A 23,944-nucleotide genomic window follows, 5' to 3' on the forward strand; every position below is an offset into this window, starting at 1 on the left:
TCACTCATGTGGCGAGCGGGCTTGCCCGCGTTGGGCTGCGAAGCGGCCCTGAAACCATTCACCGCAGTTCTTACTGAAACACCGGGTCGTGTGGATTGGCGCCGCTTCGCGCCCCAACGCGGGCAAGCCCGCTCGCCACAAAAGCCTGATGGTCACATAAATCCCCTGTGGGAGGGGGCTTGCCCCCGATAGCGGTGTGTCAGCCAAGCATTTACTAGCGGACACACTGCAATCGGGGGCAAGCGCCCTCCCACATTTGAATTTCATCGGATTCAGAATCAGCGATACGCCGTAGCCAGGCTCACTTATGTGGCGAGCGGGCTTGCCCGCGTTGGGGTGCGAAGCAGCCCTAAAACCATTCACCGCAGTTCTTACTGAAACAACGGGTCGTGTGGATTGGGGCCGCTTCGCGCCCCAACGCGGGCAAGCCCGCTCGCCACAAAGGCCCGATGGTCACATAGGTACTTCAATCGGCTTTTCAGCGATACGCCGTAGCAATCCCCTGGCGTTCGTCAATGCACTCCGGTGCGCCCATCTCGAATTCCCGGCAGATCAGCGGCCGGCGCTCGTAGATCGTGCACATCATGGTGTCGCGATCCAGCGCCGCGCACCAGCCGTCGTCCAGGCGCAGCATTACTTCGCCGCCCCAATCGTCGGTGTCGATGTAGCGTTCCGGCACGCCGGTGTCGGTGATCAGCATCACTTCCAGCTGGCAGCAGCAGGCCGCGCACGTCGAGCAGGTGACGGCGGGTTCGGTGATCTGGGTGTGGGGGATGTTGGTCATAGGCGCGCAGTGTAAGGCAAGCGGGTGATACGCGTGTGAATGCTCTGACGGGCGTCAGTGCCCAAGCTGATCGGCGACCCAATGCAGCAGCGGAAACAACAGGGCCCAGAGCACGGCCAGGCCGATCATGCTTGGCGCTGTGCCGTAGCCGAAACTGACCCCCGCCAACTGGCTGCCCGCGTAATACGACAACGGCCCGCCCAGCGCGCCCAGCAGGCTGGCGCGCCACCAGGGGCTTGCACTCCAGGCCAGGCAATGGCGCAAGGTCGTGGCAAGCAGCGCCCACAACATGATCAGCCAAAGCGGGATCAGCGGCCCCGGCATGCTGAAGTGAAACACACCGAAGGTCCTCAGTGAGGTGTCGACGACCGTCCCCAGCAACGTCACGGCCAGGATCACCTGGCCCTCCTTGCTCCATGCACTGAGCCACAGCAGATGGACTGCCAGTACCGCCACCCCCACCAGCAACCAGCGGCTGTTGCCTCCCAGCACGCAGGCAAACCAACCGCACTGGAACAGCGCGGCATTGGCGAGGTTCTTAAGCACTGAAGCGCCCGAGCAGCGGCGGGTTGATCGCCGAGGGCTTGGCCAGCAGCAATTGCGCGGTGCCGATGGTGCGCTCCATAAAGCCGCCCTCGCAGTAGCACAGGTAAAACTCCCACAGTCGCAGGAAATATTCGTCGTAGCCCAGTTCCGTCAAACGGCCATGGGCGCGGCGAAAATTCTCATGCCACAGGCGCAAGGTCCGCGCGTAATGCAGGCCGAAATCCTCCATGTGCAGCAGGTTCATGTCGGTGTCGCGGCTGACGATCTGCAGCATGTTCTGCACGCAGGGCAGGGCTCCACCGGGGAAAATGTAGCGCTGGATGAAGTCGACGCTGTTCTTGGCTTGCTCGAAACGCTGGTCGCGAATGGTGATGGCTTGCAGCAGCATCAGGCCGTCGCGCTTGAGCAGGTGCGCGCATTGCTTGAAGTAGGTGGGCAGGAAGCGATGGCCCACGGCCTCGATCATCTCGATCGACACCAGCTTGTCGTACTCGCCGGTCAGGTCGCGGTAATCCTGCAGCAACAGGGTGACCTGCCCCTCTAAACCCAGGGCCTCGATGCGCTTTTCGGTGTAGGCAAACTGCTCTTTGGAGAGGGTCGTGGTGGTGACCTTGCAGCCGTAGTGCTGCGCCGCGTACAGCGCCATGCTGCCCCAGCCGGTGCCGATTTCCAGCAGGTGGTCGGTAGGCTTGAGAGCGAGTTTCTGGCAGATGCGTTCGAGCTTGTTCAGCTGCGCCTGTTCCAGGCTGTCGTCGGGCGTCAGAAATTGCGCGGCCGAATACATCATGGTGGGGTCGAGGAATTCTTCGAACAGGTCATTGCCCAGGTCGTAGTGGGCGGCGATGTTTTTCTGCGAGCCCTTGCGCGTATTGCGGTTGAGCCAATGCAGGCCTTGGGTGAACGGCCGCGCCAAGCGCGCCAAGCCACCCTCCATCGCATCGAGTACGTCGAGGTTGCTGACCATCACGCGCACCACGGCGGTCAGGTCCGGGCTGCTCCAATAGCCATGGATAAACGCCTCGCCTGCGCCGATTGAACCGTTGGCGGCCACCAGGCCCCACACCGCCGGGTCGAGGATCTGGATCTCCCCCAGCAGGTGCGCTTCCCGTGCGCCGAAGACTTGGCGTTCGCCCTCCTCAATCACCACCAGTTGGCCGTGGCGCAGTTGGCTGAGTTGGCGCAGCACGGCTTTGCGCAACAGCGCCGTGGTCACGCCGTTGACATTCAGGCGGTTGGCCTTGACCGATAAGCTAGGGGATTTCATGGCGGCGATCCTTGGTATACCCGACTGCAGTACGAGAGGCGCCATCGGCGGCTCGGTGGGAAAAAATCGGTGTGCGTTTAAGCAGCAGGCGCAGGGCCTGCCAGTAGATCGCCAGGCAGGTCTTGGCGGTCATCCACGGAAAGCGCCACAGGTAGCGATGCAGGCTGGCGCGGTTGAGCGCTTCCTTTTGCAGGCTGAGGGTGGCGTCGAAGACTTTATCTTCGCCCTGCCAGTCGGCCATATGTACGCCGAGCCGGGCGGCGGGCGGGCTGAAGCTCATGCGGTATTCCAGGTCGCGGGGCAAAAACGGCGACACATGAAACGCCTTGGCCACGGCGAAGTGCTGGTGCTCATCCGCGCCCAGGGCCTGGGCCGGCAGCACATAGTGGTAGCGCTCGCGCCATGGGGTGTTGGTCACTTCACACAGGATCGCGGCCAGTTGCCCGTCGGCCTCGAAACAGTAGAAGAAACTCACCGGGTTAAAAGCCAGGCCCCAACTGCGGGCCTGGGTCAGCAGGCAGATAACGCCCTCGGGGGTACGCCCCAGGGCCTTGCCGACTTCCTGGCGCACGGCGTCGGTGAGGCTCATGCCATGGCGCGTCAATTTACGCAGGTAGTCCTGCTGGCGAAAACCGAAGGGCGCCAGTCGGCTCGCGCCGGCCAGGGGCGATAGCCCAAGCACTTGGTCTTGCTCGCTGAGGTCCAGGTACAGCAGGCCGATGCGGTAGCGAAAGGCGTGGGCCTTGGGCGCAAACCGCCGGTGGGCGATCCAGCCGCTGTACAGGGCGCTGTTCACAGGGTCTCCCCAAACGCCTGGGCCACGCGCAGCGCGCTGACCACGCCGTCTTCGTGAAAGCCGTTGGCCCAGTAGGCGCCGCAGTAAAAGCTGTTGCGGGCGCCGCACAACTCTTCCCAGCGATTTTGCGCCGCCACCGCCGCCAGGCTGTATTGCGGATGGGCGTAGGTGTAGCGCGCGAGCACCTTCAGCGGGTTGATCATCGACGTCTGGTTCAGGCTGACACAAAAGGTGGTAGCGCTGTCGATGCCTTGCAGGATGTTCATGTCGTAGGTGACGGCGGCCTGTGTCTGCACATCGCCACTCAGCCGGTAATTCCAGCTGGCCCACGCCAGCTTGCGGTCCGGCAGCAGGCGGGTGTCGGTGTGCAGCACCACGTCGTTGTCGGCGTAGGGCAGCGCGCCGAGGATCTCCTGTTCGGCCTGGCTCGGGTCGGCGAGCAGCGCCAATGCCTGGTCGCTGTGGCAGGCGAACACTACTTTGTCGAAGGCTTCGGTGCCGGCAGCGCTGTGGATAACCACGCCCTCGGCGTCGCGCTCAACCCCGTGCACCGGGCAGTTGAGGCGGATCTGCTGGCGAAAGCTGCGGGTCAGCGGTTCTATATAGCTGCTTGAACCGCCCTTGATTACGCACCATTGCGGCCGGTTGTTCACCGACAGCAAGCCGTGGTTCTTGAAGAAACGCACAAAGAATTGCAGCGGGAAACCGAGCATGTCCGCCAGCGACATCGACCAGATCGCCGCGCCCATCGGCACGATGTAATGGCGGATAAACCGTGGGCCGTAGCCGCCGGCGACGAGGTAGTCGCCCAGGGTCATCTCGGCGCTGATGCGTTGCTCCTGCAGATCCAGCGGCGCCTGGCGGTTGAAGCGCAGGATGTCACGCAACATGCCCCAGAAACCCGGCGACAGGATATTGCGGCGTTGGGCAAACAGGCTGTTGAGGTTATTGCCGTTGTACTCGAAACCTTCGTTCTGGTCACACACCGAGAAGCTCATTTCGGTGGGTTTGAATTTCACACCGATCTGCCCCAGCAGGCGGATGAAATTGGGGTAGGTCCAGTCGTTGAACACGATGAAACCGGTGTCCACCGCGTAGTGTTGCCCCTCGACCGTCACGTTGACCGTATGGGTATGCCCGCCGATACGGTCGCCGGCCTCGAACAGGGTGATGTCGTGGCTACGGCTCAGCAGGTAGGCGCTGGTCAGCCCGGCGATGCCGCTGCCGATGATGGCGATCTTCACAGGTCGTCCTTCTGCGGTGGCGGGCTGCGCAACATGCGTTTGCCGATGATCAGTTGCGCACGGTTAGGCAGTTTGGACAGCGGCCACAAGGTGGCGATAAACAGCGCAGGGAAGGCGATTTCCAGTGGGCGTTTGCCCAGCTTGGCGAATATATGCCGCGCGGCCTTGTCAGCCGACCAGCTCAACGGCATCGGGAAGTCATTGCGCTCGGTCAGCGGCGTGTCGACAAAGCCCGGGCTGATCACCGTGACGTCGATATTTTCCGGCGACAGGCTGATGCGCAGGGCTTCAAATAGGTAACGCAGGCCGGCCTTGGACGCGCCATAGGCTTCGGCGCGAGGCATCGGCAGGTAGGTCACGGCGCTGGCCACGCCCACCAGGTGCGGGGTGTTGCCGGCGCGCAGCAGCGGCAGCGCGGCTTCGATGCAATAGCTGCTCGCCAGCAGGTTGGTGCGCACCACGTGCTCGACGATGGAGGCGTCAAACTGCCGGGCGTCGACATATTCACAGGTGCCGGCGTTGAGGATCACCGTGTCGACCGCGCCCCAGGCCGCGCCGATCTGTTCGCCGATCTCGCGCACGGTCTGGCTGTTGGTGAGGTCGCCGGCCACCACCAGCACTTGGCCCGGGTACCGGTGGGCGAGGGCTTCCAGTGGGCCTTTGCTGCGCGAACTGAGGGCCACATGGGCGCCGCTGTTGAGCAGCTCCACGGCCAGTGAGGCGCCAATGCCACTGCTGGCGCCGGTCAGCCAATATCGGCGGGGCGGTGTAAGGCTCATCCCATTCTCCTTTTCAGCCAGCCGACCACGCTGCCCAATACGGGCAAGTGTTCGTAGAGCATGGCGCCGGCGTCGAAATAATCGCGATGGCGGTAGACCTTGTCGCGCCACAGCAGGTGCGAGCAGCCTTCCACTCGGATCACTTGGCCGCGGTTCAGCCGCGGGTGGCAAAAACTCATTTTCCAGCGCAGGTAGCCTTCGCCCTCGGCCACTTGGTCGAAGCCGTGAAAATCGAAGCGCAGCTGGCTGACGTTGCTGTACAGCTCGGCGAAGTAACGCCGTATTTCCGGTAACCCGTGGACTTCATGCAGCGGGTCGGTGAAGACGATGTCCTGACTGTAGAGGCTGTCGAGCCGGTGCAGGTTGTGCTTGTCCAGCGTGGCAAAGGCCTGGGCGAACCGGCGCAGGAAGTCACTCATGTTCGGCGACCTCCTGGCGTGCAGGCAGGTTGCGAAAGGCCGCCAGGGCGCGCTCGCGCGATTGCTTGAGGTCGACTATCGAGCGCGGGTAATCCGCCACGCCGAACAGGCCACCGGCGGCTTCGGGGTTGTGCACTTCTTTTTTATTCAGCGCGGCCAATTCCGGCAGCCAGCGCTTGATGAACACGCCTTCGCCGTCGAATTTTTCCGACTGGCTCAACGGGCTGAAAATCCGGAAGTACGGCGCCGAGTCGGTGCCGGTGGACGAACTCCACTGCCAGCCGCCGTTGTTGGCCGCCAGGTCGCCGTCGATCAGGTGACGCATGAAGAAACGCTCGCCTTCACGCCAGTCGATCAACAGGTTTTTGGTCAGGAACATCGCCACCACCATCCGCAGGCGGTTGTGCATCCAGCCGGTTTCCAGCAGCTGGCGCATGGCCGCGTCGATGATCGGCAGGCCGGTGCGGGCCTGCTGCCAGGCGGCGAGGTCCTTGGGCGCGTTACGCCAGGCCAGCGCTTCGGTCTCGGGGCGGAATGCGCGGTGCCGCGAAACCCGTGGGTAGCCGACCAGAATGTGTTTGTAGAACTCACGCCAGAGCAATTCGTTGATCCAGGTGATGGCGCCGATATCGCCACTTTCGAACTCGCCCCTGTTGGTTAGCAGCGCAGCATGCAGGCACTGACGCGGCGAAACCACGCCGGCTGCCAGGTAGGCCGAGAGCTGGCTGGTGCCGGGTTTGGCCGGGAAGTCGCGCTCGTCCTTGTAATAGCTGATCTGCTGGTCGGCGAAGGCGTCGAGCCGGCGCCGGGCTTCGTCTTCACCGGCGGGCCAGAGGGCGCGCAAGGTGTCGCTGGGCGGCTCGAAACCCTCAACCTGGTCGGGGATCGGGTCGCTTTTCACATCCAGCGCGGCCTGGGCTTTTGGCGTCGCGACCAGGCGCGGCAGTGCGCTGTGCAAGCGGCTGTAGCAGACCTTGCGGAACTGGCTGAACACCTGGAAGTAGGTGCCGGTTTTGGTCAGCACGCTGCCCGGTTGGAAAAACAGCTGGTCCAGGTAGCTGTGGAAGGTCACGTCCTGGGCTTCCAGGGCTTCGGCCACCGCCGCATCGCGACGGCTTTCATGCACGCCATATTCTTCGTTGACGTGCACCGAGGCCACCGACAGCTCGCGGCACAATTGGCCGAGTACGGCGGGCGCCTGGTCCCAGGTCGCGGCATGGCGAATCAGCAAGGGAATATTCAGTTCGCCCAGGGCCCGGCTCAGGTGCTGCAGGTTGCGCAACCAGAAATCCACTTTGCACGGTGCATCGTCATGGGCCAGCCATTGCTCTGGGGTGATGAGGTACACGGCCGCCACCGGGCCTCGCTGGCAGGCGGCAGCCAGGGCGGTGTTGTCGTGTAGGCGCAGGTCGGTGCGCAGCCAGATCAAGTGCATTTAAATAAGTCCACGCTGGATCAGTATCTGATGGGCCGACAATGGGTCTTCGGCCACGAACAATTCCGCGGTGTCACGGGTGAATACGGCCAGCTCCGCCTGGTGGATGCATACCGTTGGTCCGACGATCAACTTTGGGCAACCCACGCCGGTCAAAAGTTTTACCAGTGCCGACAAGTGGAGGGCCTTGCTCGAATACAGCAGCACCGCGCGCGGCTTCAGGTGCTCCACCGCCAGGGCCAGTTCGCCGACAGGCAACGGCCAGTCGAAGACCTCCACCGGGCAATCGGCGCTGCTGGCCAACCAGGCGCTGAGCCACAGGTGCGGCTCCAGGGGCAGGTCGGACTGGTTGACCAGCAGCAGCGGCGCGCCGTGCAATTGGCGATTGTTGTGATAAATGCGCGCGCCAAATTTGCTGCGCAGCCAGGACAGGAAAAACACCCGTTCCATCTGCGCGCCAAATTGCCCCTGCCATTTCAGTTCCAGCTCTTGCAGCAGCGGCAGCAGCAGTTGCTCGCAGAGGGTGCGCGGCGGGTACAGCGCCATGGCCTGGTTGAAGGCGTCGTCGACCCGGCGTTCGTTCAGCTCGCTGATGGCGTTGACCAGGGTTTGCCGCAGGGCATGCCATTCGTTCTCGACCGCATCGGGCAGCGCCTGGGCCGAGTCGATCAGGCCTTTGACCTGGCTGACCGGCACGCCGCGATTGAGCCAGGTGAGGATGGTGTGGATGCGTTGCACATGCTCGGCGCTGAACAGCCGATGGCCCTTGGGCGTGCGCTGGGGCACGATCAGGCCGTAGCGGCGTTCCCAGGCGCGCAGGGTCACGGCGTTGACGCCGGTTTGGCGCGCCACTTCGCGAATCGGCAACCAGCCATCTTCGAAGGCTTGGGCGAGGTCTTCGCCGGGTTGGTCTTGCAGGGCAGCTTTCATCGGTCAGATCGCATTACGTAGGCTGAGGTTTTCCGGGTGCGGTTGCAGGTAAGCCTGTTGCGCGATGTAGCGGTCCGGGTGTTGGCGAAAGTGGTGTTTGAGCAACGTCAGTGGCACCACCAGCGGCACGATGCCGTGGCGGTATTGGCCGATGACGGTTTGCATTTCCTGTTTGTCGTCGGCGCTGATGGCCTGCTTGAGGTAGCCGCTGATGTGTTGCAGCACATTGGTGTGGGTGCCACGGGTGGCGCACTTGGTCAGGCCGGTCATCAGTTCGGTGAAGTAGCAGGCGGCCAGTTCGTCGAGGTTGGTGCCCTTGCCCATGCTGCCCAGCCGATGGCCGAGGCTTTTGTAGTGCACGGGGCTGTGCGCCATCAGCAGGTATTTGTAGCGCGCGTGAAAGGCCAGCAAGCGATGGCGGGTCAGGCCTTCGCCCAGCAGTTGTTGCCAGCTGGCATACACGAAGACGCGGGTCAGGAAGTTTTCCCGCAACACCGGGTCATTCAGCCGACCGTCTTCTTCCACCGGCAGGTTGGGGTGGCGCGCGCAAAACGCCTGGGCGTAGATGCCGCGCCCGCCGCCATCCACCGGCGTGCCGTTGGCGCGGTACACCTTGACCCGCTCCAGGCCGCACGACGGCGACTTCTGCATAAAAATATAACCGCACAAGTCGGTGTGTTCTGCAGCCATCTGTTGACCGTAGTCGTCCAGCGGTTGGGTCACATTCAGCTCGCGGTTCACCGTGCCCAAGGCTTGCGGGTGGGCGGGGTCGCCCACCAGGCGGATGGGTTCGCGGGGGATGCCCAGGCCGATGGCAACCTCGGGGCACAGCGGCACAAAGTCGAAATAGTCCGCGAGGGTCTGGCTGCACAGCAGCGATTGTTTATGCCCACCGTTGAAGCGAACGTTCTCGCCGAGCAGGCAGGCGCTGATGGCGATCTTGGGCTTGGTGCCGGTGCTGGACATGAGCAAACCTCTGCGAGAATCCTGTACAAGATGGAAAGCTTGTACAACTAAATCTCATCATAGGTTTGATGCTGTACAAGTCAAATATTTTGTACAAGTATTTGCGAGGGGGTTATTTCCAGCCCATGCGCCAGGCGTCGGCATTTTGCAGAGTTTGCCAGGCCAGGCGCTCGGCGCGCCGGGTCATCACGGCTTGCAGTTCGATTTCGAGCACACTGCCTTCGTCGTCGCGAAACAGCTCGGTGACCAGGAAGTGTTTTTCCTTGTTGCGCGGATGGGCTGCTGTCCACTTCGACAGCAGCAACTTGGCAGGGTTGATGCGGTTCATTGCAGGTGCTCGATCAAGCGGCGCGCGGCTTCCTGGCCACTGAGCCAGGCCCCTTCGACCCGGCCCGACAGGCACCAGTCGCCACACACATACAGGCCCAGGTCGGCGTCGGCGAGTACGCCGAACTCATGCGCGCTGGACGGACGCGCGTAGAGCCAGCGGTGCGCCAGGCTGAACGACGGCGCGGGCATGGCGCTGTGCAGCAGTTCCGCGAAGGCGCCGTGCAGGTGTTCGATCACGGCTTCCTTGGACAGGTCGAGGTGGGCCTTGCTCCAGGCGCTGGTGGCGTGCAATACCCAGGTGTCGAGGGTGTTGTCGCGCCCGGGTTTGCTGCGGTTGCGCGCCAGCCAGTCGAGGGGGCTGTCTTGCACGAAGCAGCCTTCCATGGGCGTATCCAACGGTTTGTCGAAAGCCAGGGCGATGGCCCAGGTGGGGTCCATCTTCACTCCGGCGGCGGCACTCGCCAACTTGGGCGCGGCGGCCAGCAGGGCGGTGGCTTGCGGGGCGGGCGTGGCGATAATCACGTGGCTGAACGGGCCGTGATTGCCGCCGTCGGCGTCCAGCAGGTTCCAGTGGTGTTTGCCCTGGAACACTTCGGTGATGCGGCAACCGAATTCCACCGGCAGGTCATCCAACAGCGCGCGGGTGATCGCGCTCATGCGCGGGGTGCCGACCCAGCGGATCTGTTCATCAGGGGAGGGGGTGAGCTGGCCGGACTTGAAGTTGTACAGCTGCGGTTTCCATTGCTCGGCCCAGCCATTGCTCTGCCAGCGCTGCACTTCGTTGACGAAGCGCCGGTCGCGGGCAGTGAAGTATTGCGCGCCCATGTCCAGAGCGCCGGCATCGCTGCGCTTGCTGGACATGCGGCCACCGCTGCCGCGGCTTTTATCGAAGAGTTTTACAGCGTGCCCCGCGTCTTGTAACGCTCGGGCGGCGGAGAGACCGGCGATGCCGGTGCCGATGATCGCGATGGGAACAGTCATGGGAGGCCTCGTTTTACCGTTGGGTACAGACTACGCCGACACCAATAGCTGTACAATATTGTTTTTTGGTATAAGTTTTGGCGTACCTGTTCTTACGGCGTGACCTATGGTTAAAGCTGAGGCTTGAACAAATGACACGCCCGATTACAAATCATCCCTCTATACAAAATAGACCAGTGATGGGCGGCGAACGTTACATGAGGAAGATCCCATGCATATTTTGCTGACCGGCGGTACCGGATTGATCGGTCGCCAACTCTGCCGACACTGGCTCGCCCAGGGCCACCGACTGACTGTATGGAGCCGCCACCCTGAAGAAGTCGCGTCCTTGTGCGGCGCCGAGGTGCTGGGCGTGGCGCGCCTGGAAGAGGTGATCGGTAGCGTCGACGCGGTGGTCAATCTGGCCGGCGCTCCCATCGCCGACCGCCCCTGGACCCACAAGCGCAAGGCCTTGTTGTGGAGCAGCCGCATCAGCCTTACCGAAACCCTGCTGGCATGGCTGGAACGCAGGGAGCAAAAGCCGGCGGTGTTGATTTCCGGTTCCGCAGTGGGCTGGTACGGCGACGGCGGTGAGCGCGAATTGACCGAAGCCAGCGGCCCGGTGCAGGACGATTTCCCCAGCCAACTGTGTATCGCCTGGGAAGAAACCGCCCAGCGCGCCGAAGCCTTGGGCATTCGCGTGGTGCTGGTGCGTACCGGCCTGGTGCTGGCCGCCGAGGGCGGCTTTTTGTCGCGGCTGTTGCTGCCGTTCAAACTCGCGCTGGGCGGGCCTATCGGCAATGGTCGGCAGTGGATGCCGTGGGTACACATAAAGGATCAAATCGGCCTGATTGATTTTCTTCTGCACAAGGAGGACGCCAGCGGTCCTTATAATGCTTGCGCGCCGCACCCGGTGCGTAACCGCGAGTTCGCCAAGACACTCGGCCAGGTACTGCACCGCCCGGCCTTTATGCCGATGCCGGCCTTTGCGTTGAAGGTGGGCCTGGGCGAGTTGTCCGGCCTGTTGCTGGGCGGGCAGAAGGCGCTGCCCGAGCGCTTGCTGGCCGCCGGTTTCACTTTCCAGTTCACTGAGTTGCGCGCGGCCTTGGACGACTTATCCAGCCGCCTCTAGAAATAGGATGTTGCATGACGGATCACGCGTTGTTACTGGTCAACCTGGGTTCACCGGCGTCCACCTCGGTGGCCGATGTGCGCAGCTACCTCAATCAGTTTTTGATGGACCCTTATGTGATCGACCTGCCGTGGCCGGTGCGGCGCTTGCTGGTGTCGCTGATCTTGATCAAGCGCCCCGAGCAGTCGGCCCACGCCTATGCCTCCATCTGGTGGGACGAAGGCTCGCCGCTGGTGGTGCTCAGCCGTCGCCTGCAACAGCAGATGACCACGCAGTGGACCCAAGGCCCGGTCGAATTGGCGATGCGTTATGGCGAGCCGTCCCTGGAAACGACCCTCACCCGCCTGGCGGCCCAAGGCATCCAGAAAGTCACGTTGGCGCCGCTGTACCCGCAATTTGCCGACAGCACCGTGACCACGGTGATCGAAGAAGCCCGGCGGGTGGTACGCGACAAAAAGCTCAACGTGCAGTTCTCGATCCTGCAACCGTTCTACGACCAACCGGAGTATCTCGACGCACTGGTCGCGAGCGCGCGGCCTTACGTGGACCAGGATTACGACCACCTGCTGCTGAGCTTTCACGGCTTGCCTGAGCGGCATCTGACCAAACTTGATCCTACCGGCCAGCATTGCTTCAAGGACGCCGACTGCTGCAAGAACGCGTCTGCCGAGGTGCTCAAGACCTGCTATCGCGCGCAGTGTTTCAGCGTCGCCCGCGACTTCGCCGAGCGCATGGGGTTGCCGGACGATAAATGGTCGGTGGCCTTCCAATCGCGTCTGGGCCGCGCCAAGTGGATCGAACCCTACACTGAGGCGCGCCTGGAAGCCCTGGCCCAACAAGGCGTTAAAAAGCTGCTGGTGATGTGCCCGGCGTTTGTCGCCGATTGCATCGAGACACTGGAAGAAATTGGCGACCGCGGCCTGGAGCAGTTCCGCGAGGCGGGGGGCGAGGAACTGGTATTGGTGCCGTGCCTGAATGATGACCCGCAGTGGGCGGTGGCGTTGAACACACTTTGTGAAAGAGCGCCGTTGTCACTGTAATCAACCCGAGTGGGTACCCAATGTGGGAGCGGGCTTGCTCGCGAATGCGTAGTGTCAGTCACCGAATGTGTTGACTGATCCGCCGCTTTCGCGAGCAAGCCCGCTCCCACATTATTTTGTGGTGTTTGCTCGTGATGTGCTTCGCCGAGGAACATTTTTGCGTGGCTTTTTTTACAGGTTAAGGGTCAGGCTGACGGTGAAATTGCGCGGATCGCCGGGGTTGACCCAGTAATTGCTGTAGGAGCGCTCGTAGTATTTTTCATCGAACAGGTTGTTCAGGTTCAGCCCCACGGTGACATTCTGCGTGGCCTTGTAATGGGCCAGCAGATCGACCGTGTGGTAAGCCGGCAGCTCGAAACGCGTGCCGGCTTCACCCGAGCGATCCCCCACATACGTGAACGCCGCGCCCAAATCTGAACCACGCAACATCCCATCCTGGAATTCATACACCCCCAACAGACTGCCGCTGCGCTTGGCCACGCCGAGGATGCGGCTGCCGGCGGGGATGGCCTTGTCGCCCTTGGTCACTTCTGCGTCGATATAGGCCAGGGCGCCGATCACCCGCACTGCGTCCGTCACTTGCCCGCTCAATTGCAGGTCGAACCCCTGGCTGCGGGCCTTGCCCATGGCGCGGTTGGTGTTGGTGGCGGGGTCCAGGGCCAGCACGTTTTCCTTTTCGATATGGAACGCGGCGAGAGTGGCGCTGAGGCGGTCGTCGAACAGCTCGCTCTTGATGCCCACTTCATAGCCCACGCCTTCTTCGGGCTTGAAGGATTTGCCGTCGGCATCCAGCCCGCTGTTGGGCTTGAACGAGGTGGAGGCATTGGCGAACACGCCGACTTCAGGCGTGAGCTGGTAGAGCAGGCCGGCGCGCTGGGTAAGGGCGTCGTGGGTTTGCCGGCTCTTGGCGTGGTTGCGCGAGAAGTCATCGGTGCTCTGTTCGAAATGCTCGAAGCGCGCGCCGACCATGCCCCGCAGGCGGTCGGTGAAGATGATCTGGTCCTGCAGGTTCAGCGCCTGGCTTTTGGTCTGCTCGAAGAAGTCCGTGCCAGAGCGTGTGCCATTGGGCTTGGGCTGGCCGTAGACCGGGTTGTAGAGGTCGATGGCGTAGGGGCTGCCGGCAATCGCGGTCACGCGCTCCTGCTTGCGGTAGTCCTCGTACTCGCTGCCGATCAGCAATTCATGCTGCCAACTGCCGATGTCGAACAAACCCCGCAGTTCAAGCTGGGTAATGCTGTCATGCCAACCCATGGAGCGCTCGCGGTAACGGCGGTTGAGGGTGTGGCCGTCGGCGTTCAGCGCGCGGTTTTCCGAGGCGTCGCCCCACAGGCTGCCTTGCTTGTAGTGGCTGGCCAGGCGCAGTTTCCAGGCGTCATTGAGGTGGTGTTCGAGGGTGGCCTGGAGGCGGTTGTTGTGGTTGTCGATGTCACCGTCGTTGGGCTCGCCGAGGAAGGTGGAACGCGACATGCCGGGGGCGTCGACGATGCCCCGGTCGAAGGTGGAACTGTGGCGCACGAATTCGCTTTCCACCAGCAGGCTGGTATCCGGGTTCAATTGCCAGCTGAAGGAGGGCGCGACGAACACGCGCTTGCTCTGCACGTGATCGCGGAAGCTGTGGTTGTCTTCCACCGCCAGGTTGACCCGCGACAGCACCTGGCCTTCGGCGTCCAGCGGGGTGTTGACGTCGAGCGCGGTGCGATAGCGGTCCCAGCTGCCGGCACTGGTTTGCAGGGTGGTGAAGGCGTCCGGCTGGGGTTTTTTAGTCACGATATTCACCGTGCCGCCGGGGTCGCCGCGCCCGTACAGGCTGGCGGCAGGGCCCTTGAGCACTTCGATGCGTTCGATATTGGCCGCGTCCGGTGTGCTCGGGTAGCCGCGATTGGCGCTGAACCCGTCCTGGTAGAACTCCGAGGTGGTGAAGCCGCGCACGCTGTATTCGTAAAGGGTCAGGCCGCCAAAGTTGTTTTGCTTGGACACGCCGCCGGCAAACTCCAGGGCGCGTTCCACGTTTGTGCTGCCCAGGTCCTTGAGCACCGTGGCGGGGATAACGCTGATGGACTGTGGGATATCGCGCAAGGCCGTGTCAGTTTTTGTCGCGCTGGCGGAGCGGGTAGCGCGGTAGCCCTTGACCGGGCCGGTGGCGGATTCATAGGCGTCGGTGGTGACGCTGATGGTGTCGAGCTCCAGGGTGTTGTCTTCGGCAAAGGCGGGGTCCAGCAGCAACCCCAGGGCCAGGCCAGCCAAGGGGGCAATTCTTCGAGACGGCATGATAGAGCGTTCCAATAGCGATATTGAAACAATATAACATGACTAATGAGAATGCCTTCGCTTTGAAATATTAGCTTACAGGTACCCGCGTACGGGTACCTGGGGCGCGCTGCTTACTCTTCTTCTTTAACCGGTGCCGGCGGTGGGCGCAGGCCGATTTCCGCCAGCAGCTTGATCTCTTTGCCGTTGCGCATCACCTGGATCGCCACCTTGTCGGTCGGTTTGATCCGCGCCACCTGGTTCATCGACTTGCGCCCATCGCCAGCCGGTTCGCCATTGATGCTGAGGATCACATCCCCCAATTGCAGGCCGGCTTTTTGCGCCGGGCCGTCGCGGAAGATCCCGGCGACCACGATGCCAGGGCGCCCGGTCAGGCCAAACGACTCGGCCAGTTCCTTGGTCAGCGGCTGTACTTCAATCCCCAGCCAGCCGCGAATCACCTGGCCATGCTCGATGATCGACTTCATCACCTCCATCGCCAGCTTCACCGGGATCGCAAAGCCGATGCCCTGGGAGCCGCCGGACTTGGAGAAAATCGCGGTGTTGATCCCGGTCAGGTTGCCATTGGCATCCACCAGCGCGCCGCCGGAGTTGCCCGGGTTGATCGCCGCGTCGGTCTGGATGAAGTCTTCGTAGCTGTTGAGCCCCAACTGGTTACGCCCGGTGGCGCTGATGATACCCATGGTCACCGTCTGCCCCACGCCGAACGGGTTGCCGATGGCCAGCGCCACGTCACCTACGCGCAGGCCGTCGGAGCGGCCGAGGGTGATCGAGGGCAGGCTTTTCAAGTCGATCTTCAACACGGCCAGGTCCGTTTCCGGGTCGCTGCCCACCACCCGGGCCAGGGTTTCACGGCCGTCACGCAGGGCCACCACAATCTGGTCGGCGCCGGTGGTCACGTGGTTGTTGGTGAGGATGTAGCCTTCAGGGCTCATGATCACCCCGGAACCCAGGCTGGATTCCATGCGTCGCTGTTTGGGCCCGTTGTCGCCGAAATAGCGGCGGAACTGCGGGTCTTCAAACAACGGATGCGCCGGTTTGTTGATGACCTTGGTGGTGTACAGGTTGACCACGGCCGGGGCGGCGATGACCACCGCGTCGGCGTAAGTCACCGGGCCTTGCACCACCGCGCTGGTTTGCGGGGCCTGTTGCAGGTTCACATCAAAGCTGGGTAAGCCCACCCACTCGGGGAAACGCTGAATGATCAGCATCGCGATCAGCACGCCAGCCAACAATGGCCATCCAAAAAAACGCAGTGCCTTGAGCATCAAGTAAGTCCTGACAGGTTGCAGGGGGCGGGAGAGCGCCCATAATGTCGCGCATTATACGAGGCTGCGAGCGCCTCGGAACGGGATATTTAGGAGTCTTTTATGGCCGTTGCTTTGAGCACCCTCGTCGAGGAAGCGGACCGCTACCTCGGCAGCGCAAAAATTGCCGATTATTGCCCCAATGGCCTGCAGGTCGAGGGCCGCCCGCAGGTGATGCGCATCGTCAGCGGCGTGACCGCCAGCCAGGCATTGCTGGATGCCGCCGTCGAAGCCCAGGCTGATTTGGTGCTGGTGCACCACGGTTATTTCTGGAAAGGCGAAAACCCCTGCATCACCGGCATGAAGCAGCGCCGCCTGAAAACCCTGCTCAAACACGACATCAGCCTGCTGGCCTACCACCTGCCGCTGGACCTGCATGCGGAGGTGGGCAACAACGTGCAGCTGGCGCGCCAGTTGGACATCACCGTCGAGGGCCCTTTGGACCCGAGCAACCCGAAGATTGTCGGCCTGGTCGGCTCCCTGGCCGAGCCCCTGTCCCCCCGCGACTTCGCTCGCCGTGTACAGGAGGTGATGGGCCGCGAGCCGCTGCTGATCGAGGGCAGCGACATGATCCGCCGCGTTGGCTGGTGCACCGGCGGTGGCCAAGGCTACATCGACGACGCGATTGCCGCCGGTGTCGACCTGTACCTCAGCGGTGAAGCCTCCGAGCAGACCTTCCACAGCGCGCGGGAAAACGACATCAGCTTCATCGCCGCCGGCCATCACGCCACTGAGCGCTACGGCGTGCAGGCGTTGGGTGATTACCTGGCGCGGCGGTTTGCCTTGGAGCACTTGTTCATCGACTGCCCCAACCCGATCTGATTAACAATCGGGTTCAAATGTGGGAGGGGCTTGCCCCCGATAGCAGGCTGTCAGTGGATACATGTGTGGCTGACACACCGCCATCGGGGGCAAGCCCCCTCCCACAAAGAGCCAAACTCGGGAGCATATTCATATACCGTTTCGATCTAGCCAGCTCCCTGAATAGAAGAAGGTGCTGTGCTAGCATGCCCCGCTCGAACACGGCCCGCTTGGCCGTCCATAAGATCGTTTTTCCGTGAGTAACCATGGTCGACAAACTGACGCATCTGAAACAGCTGGAGGCGGAAAGCATCCACATCATCCGCGAGGTCGCTGCCGAGTTTGATAACCCGGTGATGCTCTACTCGATCGGTAAAGACTCCGCCGTGATGCTGCATCTGGCACGCAAGGCCTTTTTCCCGGGCAAGCTGCCGTTTCCAGTGATGCACGTCGATACCCGCTGGAAATTCCAGGAGATGTACAAGTTCCGCGACAAGATGGTCGAAGAGCTCGGCCTGGACCTGATCACCCACGTCAACCCCGACGGTGTGGCGCAGGGCATCAACCCGTTCACCCACGGCAGCGCCAAGCACACCGACATCATGAAGACCGAAGGCCTCAAGCAGGCCTTGGACAAGCATGGTTTCGACGCCGCGTTCGGCGGCGCCCGTCGCGATGAAGAGAAATCCCGTGCCAAAGAGCGCGTGTACTCGTTCCGCGACAGCAAGCACCGCTGGGACCCGAAAAACCAGCGCCCTGAGCTGTGGAACGTCTACAACGGCAACGTCAACAAGGGTGAGTCGATCCGTGTGTTCCCGCTGTCCAACTGGACCGAGCTGGACATCTGGCAGTACATCTACCTGGAAGGCATCCCGATCGTTCCACTGTACTTCGCCGCCGAGCGCGACGTGATCGAGAAGAACGGCACGTTGATCATGATCGACGACGACCGCATCCTCGAGCACTTGTCCGACGAAGACAAAGCCCGAATCGTCAAAAAGAAAGTACGTTTCCGTACCCTTGGCTGCTACCCGTTGACGGGCGCGGTGGAGTCCGAAGCCGAGACGCTGACGGACATCATTCAGGAAATGCTCCTGACGCGAACTTCCGAGCGCCAGGGCCGAGTCATCGATCACGATGGCGCCGGCTCGATGGAAGATAAAAAACGTCAAGGCTATTTCTAAGGGGCTGTCATGTCGCATGTATCTGATTTGATCAGCGAGGACATCCTCGCCTACCTGGGCCAGCATGAGCGCAAAGAGATGTTGCGCTTCCTGACCTGCGGCAACGTCGATGACGGCAAGAGCACCCTGATCGGGCGCCTGCTGCACGACTCCAAGATGATCTACGAAGATCACCTGGAAGCCATCACCCGCGATTCGAAGAAGTCCGGCACCACCGGTGACGACATCGACCTGGCGTTGCTGGTCGACGGCCTGCAGGCCGAGCGTGAGCAGGGCATCACCATTGATGTCGCGTACCGCTACTTCTCCACCGCCAAGCGCAAATTCATCATCGCCGACACCCCCGGCCATGAGCAGTACACCCGCAACATGGCTACCGGTGCCTCCACCTGTGACCTGGCGATCATCCTGATCGACGCCCGCTACGGCGTGCAGACCCAGACCCGTCGCCACAGCTTTATCGCCTCGTTGCTGGGCATCAAGCACATCGTGATTGCCGTCAACAAGATGGACATCAATGGCTTCGACCAGAATGTATTCGAGCAGATCAAGGCCGATTACCTGAAGTTCGCCGACGGTATAGCCTTCAAGCCGAGCACCATGGCCTTTGTGCCGATGTCGGCGCTCAAGGGAGACAACGTGGTGAACAAGAGCGAGCGTTCGCCTTGGTACACCGGGCAGTCGCTGATGGAGATCCTCGAAACCGTCGAGATCGCCAACGACCGCAACTACACCGACCTGCGTTTCCCGGTGCAGTACGTCAACCGTCCGAACCTGAACTTCCGTGGTTTCGCCGGCACCTTGGCCAGTGGCATCGTGCACAAGGGCGACGAAGTCGTGGTGCTGCCGTCGGGCAAGAGCAGCCGGGTCAAATCCATCGTCACCTTCGACGGTGAACTGGAGCACGCCGGCCCAGGCCAGGCCGTGACCCTGACCATGGAAGACGAGATCGACATCTCCCGTGGCGACCTGCTGGTGCATGCCGACAACGTGCCGCAAGTGACCGACGCCTTCGACGCCATGCTGGTGTGGATGGCCGAGGAGCCGATGCTGCCGGGCAAGAAATACGACATCAAGCGCGCCACCAGCTACGTGCCGGGTTCCATCACCAGCATCGTGCACCGCGTGGACGTGAACACCCTGGCCGAAGGCCCGGCGAGTTCGCTGCAGTTGAACGAGATTGGCCGCGTCAAGGTCAGCCTCGACGCCGCCATCGCGCTGGACGGTTACGACAGCAACCGCACCACCGGCGCGTTTATCGTGATCGACCGTTTGACCAACGGCACTGTGGCTGCGGGCATGATCATCGCGCCGCCAGTGACCCACGGCAGCGCGGCGCAGCACGGCAAGTTGGCCCACGTGGCCACCGAAGAGCGTGCCCAGCGTTTCGGCCAGCAACCGGCTACCGTGTTGTTCAGCGGCCTGTCGGGCGCCGGCAAAAGCACCTTGGCCTATGCGGTTGAGCGCAAGCTCTTCGACATGGGCCGCGCGGTGTTCGTACTGGATGGCCAGAACCTGCGTCACGACCTGAACAAGGGGCTGCCTCAGGACCGTGCCGGGCGTACCGAAAACTGGCGTCGTGCCGCCCACGTGGCGCGCCAGTTCAACGAAGCCGGCCTGCTGACCCTGGCCGCGTTCGTTGCGCCGGACGCCGAAGGCCGCGAACAGGCCAAGGCGCTGATCGGCAGCGAGCGTTTGCTGACCGTGTACGTGCAGGCATCGCCACTGGTATGCGCCGAGCGTGACCCGCAAGGCCTGTACGCCGCTGGCGGGGATAACATCCCGGGCGAATCCTTCCCGTACGACGTGCCGTTGAATGCCGACCTGGTGATCGACACCCAGGCCCTGTCGCTGGAAGACAGCGTCAAGCAAGTGCTGGAACTGTTGCGTCAACGCGGCGCGATCTAAACCTCGCGGCCACAAAAAAGCCCGCCACCGAGCACTCGGTGGCGGGCTTTTTTGTGGGAGCTTGAAAAACACTCGGTCAACCATCGGGCTTTTGTGGCGAGCGGGCTTGCCCGCGTTGGGGCGCGAAGCGGCCCCAATCCACACGCCCCGTTGTTTCAGTAAGAACTGCGGTAATGGTTTTAGGGCTGCTTCGCAGCCCAACGCGGGCAAGCCCGCTCGCCACATAAGTGAGTCTGGCTACGGCGTATTGCTGATTCTGAATCCGATGAAATTCAAATGTGGGAGGGGCGGTGCGACGATTCGACTTGCCCCCGATGGCAGTGTGTCAGTCAGTACATCTGTTACTGATGCGCCGCTATCGGGGCAAGTCGAATCGTCGCACCGCCCCTCCCACAGGGGATCTTCCGGGAATTCGAGATCGGTGCACCGGAATGCATTGACGAGCGCCAGGGGATTGCCACGGCGTATCGCTGAAAAGCCGATTGAAGTGCTTATGTGACCATCGGGCTTTTGTGGCGAGCGGGCTTGCCCGCGTTGGGGCGCGAAGCGGCCCCAATCCACACGACCTGTTGTTTCAGTAAGAACTGCGGTGAATGGTTTTAGGGCTGCTTCGCAGCCCAACGCGGGCAAGCCCGCTCGCCACATAAGTGAGTCTGGCTACGGCGTATTGCTGATTCTGAATCCGATGAAGTTCAAATGTGGGAGGGGCGGTGCGACGATTCGACTTGCCCCCGATTGCAGTGTGTCAGCTAGTAGGTACTCGGCTCACACACCGCTATCGGGGCAAGCCCCCCCTCCCACATTTTTGATCATTGTTTGCCTGGGAAATCAGTGTGAAGTTTGTCCAGCAGGGCATCCTTCTCTTGCCACAAGCGATTGATCCAGCCTTGGAACGCCAACCGGTACTCCCCGTCCTGCTCATAATTCTTGCCAATGAACTCGGCTGGAATCTGCACCTCTTCAAACTGCACCACCACATCCTGCACGTTCCCGCACAGCAAATCCCAGTAACCCGGGCGGCCGGCAGGGTAGTGGATGGTCACGTTCACCAGTGACTTCAGTTGTTCACCCATGGCATCCAGCACAAACGCAATCCCGCCCGCCTTGGGTTTGAGCAGGTAGCGAAACGGCGACTGCTGTTGTGCATGCTTGCCCGGAGTAAACCGTGTGCCTTCGGCAAAGTTGAAAATCCCCACCGGGTTGTCGCGAAACTTCGCACAGGTCTTGCGGGTGGTTTCCAGGTCTTTGCCTTTCTTCTCCGGGTGTTTTTCCAGGTAGGCCTTGGTGTAGCGCTTCATGAACGGGAAGCCCAATGCCCACCAGGCCAGGCCAATCACCGGCACCCAGATCAGCTCTTGCTTGAGGAAGAACTTCAGCGGGCGAATGCGCCGGTTGAGCACATATTGCAGCACCATGATGTCGACCCAGCTCTGGTGGTTGCTGGTCACCAGGTACGAGTGCTCGTAGTCCAGGCCTTCCAGGCCGGTGAGGTGCCAGCGCGTTCGCCGCACCAGGTTCATCCAGCCTTTGTTGTTGGTCACCCAGGCTTCGTGCGTGTGGTTCATCAGCCATTCGCTGAAGCGTTTGGCAAACGGCAGCGCCTTGAACAGCGCGACGATAAACAGGAACGAGCACAACAGGATCGTGTTCAGCGCCAACAACAAGGACGCGATCACCCCGCGCACGGCGGCAGGTAGAAAATCCAGCATTTAGATATCCATAGGTCGGTTGGCGGCTTGGATCGCAGTGAGTGCGATGGTGTACACGATGTCGTCGACCTGGGCGCCGCGTGGCAGGTCATTGACCGGTTTGCGCAGGCCTTGGAGCATCGGCCCCAGGCTCACGCAATCGGCGCTGCGTTGCACGGCCTTATGGGTGGTGTTGCCGGTGTTGAGGTCCGGGAACACAAACACCGTGGCCTTGCCCGCCACCAGGCTGTCGGGGGCCAATTGGCGCGCGACGGTTTCGTTGGCGGCGGCGTCGTATTGCAACGGGCCGTCGATCAGCAGCGAGCTTTGCTGTTCATGGGCGAGCAGGGTGGCTTCGCGGACTTTCTCGACTTCTTCACCACTGGCCGAATCGCCGCTGGAATAGCTGATCATCGCCACGCGCGGGGTAATCCCGAACGCCGCGGCCGAGTCGGCGCTTTGCAGGGCGATTTCCGCCAGTTCGGCGGCGCTTGGATGCGGGTTCATCACGCAGTCGCCGTACACCAGCACCTGCTCGGGGAACAGCATGAAGAACACCGACGACACCAGGGTGCAGCCCGGTGCGGTCTTGATCAGCTGCAGGGCAGGGCGGATGGTGTTGGCGGTGGAGTGGATCACCCCGGAAACCAGGCCATCCACTTCGTCCAGCGCCAGCATCATGGTGGCGATCACCACGGTGTCTTCCAGTTGCTGCTCGGCCATCGGCGCATTGAGGCTTTTGCTCTTGCGCAGCGCCACCATCGGCTCGACATAACGTTGGCGAATCAGGTCCGGGTCGAGAATCTCCAGGCCCTCGGGCAATTCGATGCCCTGGGCGCGGGCGACAGCCTCCACGTCCGCCGGCTTGGCCAGCAACACGCAGCGGGCGATGCCCCGGGCCTGGCAGATGGCGGCCGCCTGCACGGTCAGCGGCTCGCTGCCTTCGGGCAGCACGATACGTTTGTTGGCGGCCTGGGCGCGCTGGATCAGCTGGTAGCGGAACACCGCCGGCGACAGGCGCATTTCCCGTGGTGTGCCGCAGCGTTGGTGCAGCCAGCGCGCATCGAGGTGGCTGGCGACGAAGTCGGTGATGATCTCTGCGCGCTCGCGGTCATCGATGGGGATTTCTTTGTTGAGGCTGTTGAGCTGGTTCGCCGTGTCGTAGGAACCGGTGCTCACCGACAGCACCGGCAGCCCGGCCTGGAACGCACCACGGCACAAATCCATGATGCGCGGGTCGGGCAGGGTGTCGCTGGTCAGCAGCAGGCCGGCCAGGGGCACGCCGTTGATCGCGGCCAGGCTGACGGCGAGGATGATGTCGTCGCGGTCGCCGGGGGTGACCACCAGCACGCCGGGCTTGAGCAGCTCGACGGTGTTGCGCATGGTGCGTGCGCAGATGATGATCTTGGTCATGCGCCGGGTTTCGTAGTCGCCGGCATTGAGGATCTGTGCGCCCATCAGGTCGGCCACGTCGCGGGTGCGCGGCGCGTTGAGTTCCGGCTGATAGGGAATGCAGCCGAGCAGGCGGAAATCGCCGCTGCGCAACAGCGGTGAGTGCTCTTTGAGGCGCGCCGAGAAGGCTTCCATGCTTTCGTCGGTGCGCACCTTGTTGAGGATTACGCCGAGTACTTTCGGGTCTTTCGGGCCGCCGAACAGTTGGGCCTGCAATTCCACGCGGCCGGAGAGTTCGGTGAGCACTTCGTTTTCCGGGGCCGAAACCAGGATCACTTCCGCGTCCAGGCTCTTGGCCAGGTGCAGGTTGACCCGCGCTGCATAGCTGGCGCTGCGGGTCGGCACCATGCCTTCGACGATCAGCACGTCCTTGCCCACGGCGGCTTGCTGGTAGAGGGTGATGATTTCTTCGAGCAGCTCATCCAACTGGCCGTCGCCGAGCATGCGCTCGACGTGGGCCAGGCCCAGCGGCTGTGGCGGCTTCAGGCCGTGGGTGCGGGCCACCAGCTCGGTGGAGCGTTCGGGGCCGGTATCGCCGGGGTGCGGCTGGGCAATCGGTTTGAAGAAGCCGACTTTCAGCCCGGCCCGTTCAAGCGTACGCACCAGCCCAAGGCTGATGGAGGTCAGACCCACACCAAAATCGGTGGGCGCGATAAAAAAAGTCTGCATGCGAATTCTCTGGAGGTGCATGGCTTCGGTGGCCGTCTATAG

At 62.3% G+C, this 23,944-nt stretch carries 21 protein-coding genes and 1 pseudogene; 6 read left to right on the forward strand and 16 right to left on the reverse strand.

Annotated features, from left to right (window positions below; translation table 11 throughout):
- Positions 1-478 precede the first annotated feature (478 nt).
- The 12 genes from CXQ82_RS03880 to CXQ82_RS03935 form a co-directional block, all read right to left on the reverse strand.
- Complete coding sequence (locus CXQ82_RS03880) at positions 479-784, reverse strand: YkgJ family cysteine cluster protein (RefSeq protein WP_101266332.1); 306 nt, start codon at positions 782-784, stop codon at positions 479-481.
- Positions 785-838: 54 nt separating this feature from the next.
- Positions 839-1,330, reverse strand: a complete 492-nt coding sequence (locus CXQ82_RS03885) for a DUF2878 domain-containing protein (RefSeq protein WP_101266334.1) — start codon at positions 1,328-1,330, stop codon at positions 839-841.
- A complete protein-coding gene (locus tag CXQ82_RS03890; RefSeq protein ID WP_101266336.1) occupies positions 1,323-2,594 on the reverse strand; it encodes a cyclopropane-fatty-acyl-phospholipid synthase family protein in 1,272 nt (423 codons plus the stop codon). Before CXQ82_RS03890 ends, CXQ82_RS03885 begins: the two co-directional genes overlap by 8 nt.
- A complete protein-coding gene (locus tag CXQ82_RS03895; protein ID WP_101266338.1) occupies positions 2,581-3,390 on the reverse strand; it encodes a DUF1365 domain-containing protein in 810 nt (269 codons plus the stop codon). Before CXQ82_RS03895 ends, CXQ82_RS03890 begins: the two co-directional genes overlap by 14 nt.
- Positions 3,387-4,634, reverse strand: coding sequence for an NAD(P)/FAD-dependent oxidoreductase (locus CXQ82_RS03900; RefSeq protein WP_101266340.1), 1,248 nt, complete (start codon positions 4,632-4,634; stop codon positions 3,387-3,389). Before CXQ82_RS03900 ends, CXQ82_RS03895 begins: the two co-directional genes overlap by 4 nt.
- On the reverse strand, positions 4,631-5,413 hold the full coding sequence (locus CXQ82_RS03905) for an SDR family oxidoreductase (protein WP_101266343.1): 783 nt from the start codon (positions 5,411-5,413) through the stop codon (positions 4,631-4,633). The genes CXQ82_RS03900 and CXQ82_RS03905 overlap by 4 nt, the downstream gene beginning before the upstream one ends.
- The gene (locus CXQ82_RS03910; RefSeq protein WP_101266345.1) at positions 5,410-5,832 is read right to left on the reverse strand and encodes a nuclear transport factor 2 family protein; all 423 of its coding nucleotides are present in this window, start codon (positions 5,830-5,832) and stop codon (positions 5,410-5,412) included. Before CXQ82_RS03910 ends, CXQ82_RS03905 begins: the two co-directional genes overlap by 4 nt.
- Positions 5,825-7,267 carry a deoxyribodipyrimidine photo-lyase gene (phrB, locus tag CXQ82_RS03915; protein WP_101266348.1) on the reverse strand — a complete coding sequence of 481 codons (1,443 nt, stop codon included), beginning with the start codon at positions 7,265-7,267 and terminating at the stop codon, positions 5,825-5,827. The genes CXQ82_RS03910 and phrB overlap by 8 nt, the downstream gene beginning before the upstream one ends.
- Positions 7,268-8,197 carry a MerR family transcriptional regulator gene (locus CXQ82_RS03920; RefSeq protein ID WP_101266350.1) on the reverse strand — a complete coding sequence of 310 codons (930 nt, stop codon included), beginning with the start codon at positions 8,195-8,197 and terminating at the stop codon, positions 7,268-7,270. It lies immediately after the preceding gene.
- 3 nt (positions 8,198-8,200) lie between these two features.
- Positions 8,201-9,163: a DUF523 and DUF1722 domain-containing protein gene (locus CXQ82_RS03925; protein ID WP_101266352.1), complete on the reverse strand. Its 963-nt coding sequence runs from the start codon at positions 9,161-9,163 to the stop codon at positions 8,201-8,203.
- 112 nt (positions 9,164-9,275) lie between these two features.
- Entirely contained in the window at positions 9,276-9,491 is a 216-nt protein-coding gene (locus CXQ82_RS03930) for a TIGR02450 family Trp-rich protein (RefSeq protein WP_101266354.1), read from the reverse strand.
- A complete protein-coding gene (locus CXQ82_RS03935; protein ID WP_101266356.1) occupies positions 9,488-10,474 on the reverse strand; it encodes an NAD(P)/FAD-dependent oxidoreductase in 987 nt (328 codons plus the stop codon). The genes CXQ82_RS03930 and CXQ82_RS03935 overlap by 4 nt, the downstream gene beginning before the upstream one ends.
- A 211-nt stretch (positions 10,475-10,685) precedes the next feature.
- On the opposite strand from CXQ82_RS03935, the gene CXQ82_RS03940 reads away from it, so the two are divergent.
- Positions 10,686-11,585 carry a TIGR01777 family oxidoreductase gene (locus CXQ82_RS03940; protein ID WP_101266358.1) on the forward strand — a complete coding sequence of 300 codons (900 nt, stop codon included), beginning with the start codon at positions 10,686-10,688 and terminating at the stop codon, positions 11,583-11,585.
- Positions 11,586-11,599: 14 nt separating this feature from the next.
- The gene (hemH, locus tag CXQ82_RS03945; protein WP_101266359.1) at positions 11,600-12,625 is read left to right on the forward strand and encodes a ferrochelatase; all 1,026 of its coding nucleotides are present in this window, start codon (positions 11,600-11,602) and stop codon (positions 12,623-12,625) included.
- A 171-nt stretch (positions 12,626-12,796) separates the two neighbouring features.
- Here the strand turns inward: hemH and CXQ82_RS03950 are convergent, their stop codons facing one another.
- Both CXQ82_RS03950 and algW read right to left on the reverse strand, forming a co-directional pair.
- Positions 12,797-14,893 (reverse strand): TonB-dependent siderophore receptor, encoded by a 2,097-nt coding sequence (locus tag CXQ82_RS03950; protein WP_101266361.1) that lies wholly within the window; start codon positions 14,891-14,893, stop codon positions 12,797-12,799.
- A gap of 113 nt (positions 14,894-15,006) precedes the next feature.
- Positions 15,007-16,161 (reverse strand): Do family serine endopeptidase AlgW, encoded by a 1,155-nt coding sequence (gene algW / locus CXQ82_RS03955; RefSeq protein ID WP_101266364.1) that lies wholly within the window; start codon positions 16,159-16,161, stop codon positions 15,007-15,009.
- Positions 16,162-16,263: 102 nt separating this feature from the next.
- On the opposite strand from algW, the gene CXQ82_RS03960 reads away from it, so the two are divergent.
- From CXQ82_RS03960 to CXQ82_RS03980, 4 genes and pseudogenes are all read left to right on the forward strand, one after another.
- Positions 16,264-17,022, forward strand: a complete 759-nt coding sequence (locus CXQ82_RS03960) for a Nif3-like dinuclear metal center hexameric protein (RefSeq protein WP_101266367.1) — start codon at positions 16,264-16,266, stop codon at positions 17,020-17,022.
- Between the two features lie 245 nt (positions 17,023-17,267).
- Positions 17,268-18,185: a sulfate adenylyltransferase subunit CysD gene (cysD, locus tag CXQ82_RS03970; protein WP_017137614.1), complete on the forward strand. Its 918-nt coding sequence runs from the start codon at positions 17,268-17,270 to the stop codon at positions 18,183-18,185.
- Positions 18,186-18,194: 9 nt separating this feature from the next.
- The gene (gene cysN, locus CXQ82_RS03975; RefSeq protein ID WP_101266372.1) at positions 18,195-20,093 is read left to right on the forward strand and encodes a sulfate adenylyltransferase subunit CysN; all 1,899 of its coding nucleotides are present in this window, start codon (positions 18,195-18,197) and stop codon (positions 20,091-20,093) included.
- A 399-nt stretch (positions 20,094-20,492) separates the two neighbouring features.
- Positions 20,493-20,567 (forward strand): annotated as a pseudogene (locus CXQ82_RS03980) (YkgJ family cysteine cluster protein); the annotation flags it as partial.
- Between the two features lie 335 nt (positions 20,568-20,902).
- Here CXQ82_RS03980 and CXQ82_RS03985 read toward each other — a convergent pair.
- Positions 20,903-21,802 carry an acyltransferase gene (locus tag CXQ82_RS03985; protein WP_101266374.1) on the reverse strand — a complete coding sequence of 300 codons (900 nt, stop codon included), beginning with the start codon at positions 21,800-21,802 and terminating at the stop codon, positions 20,903-20,905.
- On the reverse strand, positions 21,803-23,902 hold the full coding sequence (pta, locus tag CXQ82_RS03990) for a phosphate acetyltransferase (protein WP_101266376.1): 2,100 nt from the start codon (positions 23,900-23,902) through the stop codon (positions 21,803-21,805). It lies immediately after the preceding gene.
- Positions 23,903-23,944: the final 42 nt, after the last annotated feature.

It is taken from the genome of Pseudomonas sp. S09G 359, assembly GCF_002843605.1.
Lineage (GTDB): Bacteria > Pseudomonadota > Gammaproteobacteria > Pseudomonadales > Pseudomonadaceae > Aquipseudomonas.

Excerpts from the sequence above, each read along its gene's own strand:
- algW (WP_101266364.1), bottom strand. The coding sequence starts at position 16,161 with ATGCTCAAGGCACTGCGTTTTTTTGGATGGCCATTGTTGGCTGGCGTG.
- CXQ82_RS03940 (WP_101266358.1), top strand. The coding sequence starts at position 10,686 with ATGCATATTTTGCTGACCGGCGGTACCGGATTGATCGGTCGCCAACTC.
- CXQ82_RS03920 (WP_101266350.1), bottom strand. The coding sequence starts at position 8,197 with ATGAAAGCTGCCCTGCAAGACCAACCCGGCGAAGACCTCGCCCAAGCC.
- hemH (WP_101266359.1), top strand. The coding sequence starts at position 11,600 with ATGACGGATCACGCGTTGTTACTGGTCAACCTGGGTTCACCGGCGTCC.
- cysD (WP_017137614.1), top strand. The coding sequence starts at position 17,268 with ATGGTCGACAAACTGACGCATCTGAAACAGCTGGAGGCGGAAAGCATC.
- CXQ82_RS03910 (WP_101266345.1), bottom strand. The coding sequence starts at position 5,832 with ATGAGTGACTTCCTGCGCCGGTTCGCCCAGGCCTTTGCCACGCTGGAC.
- cysN (WP_101266372.1), top strand. The coding sequence starts at position 18,195 with ATGTCGCATGTATCTGATTTGATCAGCGAGGACATCCTCGCCTACCTG.
- CXQ82_RS03985 (WP_101266374.1), bottom strand. The coding sequence starts at position 21,802 with ATGCTGGATTTTCTACCTGCCGCCGTGCGCGGGGTGATCGCGTCCTTG.
- CXQ82_RS03960 (WP_101266367.1), top strand. The coding sequence starts at position 16,264 with ATGGCCGTTGCTTTGAGCACCCTCGTCGAGGAAGCGGACCGCTACCTC.
- CXQ82_RS03935 (WP_101266356.1), bottom strand. The coding sequence starts at position 10,474 with ATGACTGTTCCCATCGCGATCATCGGCACCGGCATCGCCGGTCTCTCC.
- CXQ82_RS03905 (WP_101266343.1), bottom strand. The coding sequence starts at position 5,413 with ATGAGCCTTACACCGCCCCGCCGATATTGGCTGACCGGCGCCAGCAGT.
- CXQ82_RS03890 (WP_101266336.1), bottom strand. The coding sequence starts at position 2,594 with ATGAAATCCCCTAGCTTATCGGTCAAGGCCAACCGCCTGAATGTCAAC.
- CXQ82_RS03930 (WP_101266354.1), bottom strand. The coding sequence starts at position 9,491 with ATGAACCGCATCAACCCTGCCAAGTTGCTGCTGTCGAAGTGGACAGCA.
- phrB (WP_101266348.1), bottom strand. The coding sequence starts at position 7,267 with ATGCACTTGATCTGGCTGCGCACCGACCTGCGCCTACACGACAACACC.
- pta (WP_101266376.1), bottom strand. The coding sequence starts at position 23,902 with ATGCAGACTTTTTTTATCGCGCCCACCGATTTTGGTGTGGGTCTGACC.
- CXQ82_RS03950 (WP_101266361.1), bottom strand. The coding sequence starts at position 14,893 with ATGCCGTCTCGAAGAATTGCCCCCTTGGCTGGCCTGGCCCTGGGGTTG.
- CXQ82_RS03880 (WP_101266332.1), bottom strand. The coding sequence starts at position 784 with ATGACCAACATCCCCCACACCCAGATCACCGAACCCGCCGTCACCTGC.
- CXQ82_RS03925 (WP_101266352.1), bottom strand. The coding sequence starts at position 9,163 with ATGTCCAGCACCGGCACCAAGCCCAAGATCGCCATCAGCGCCTGCCTG.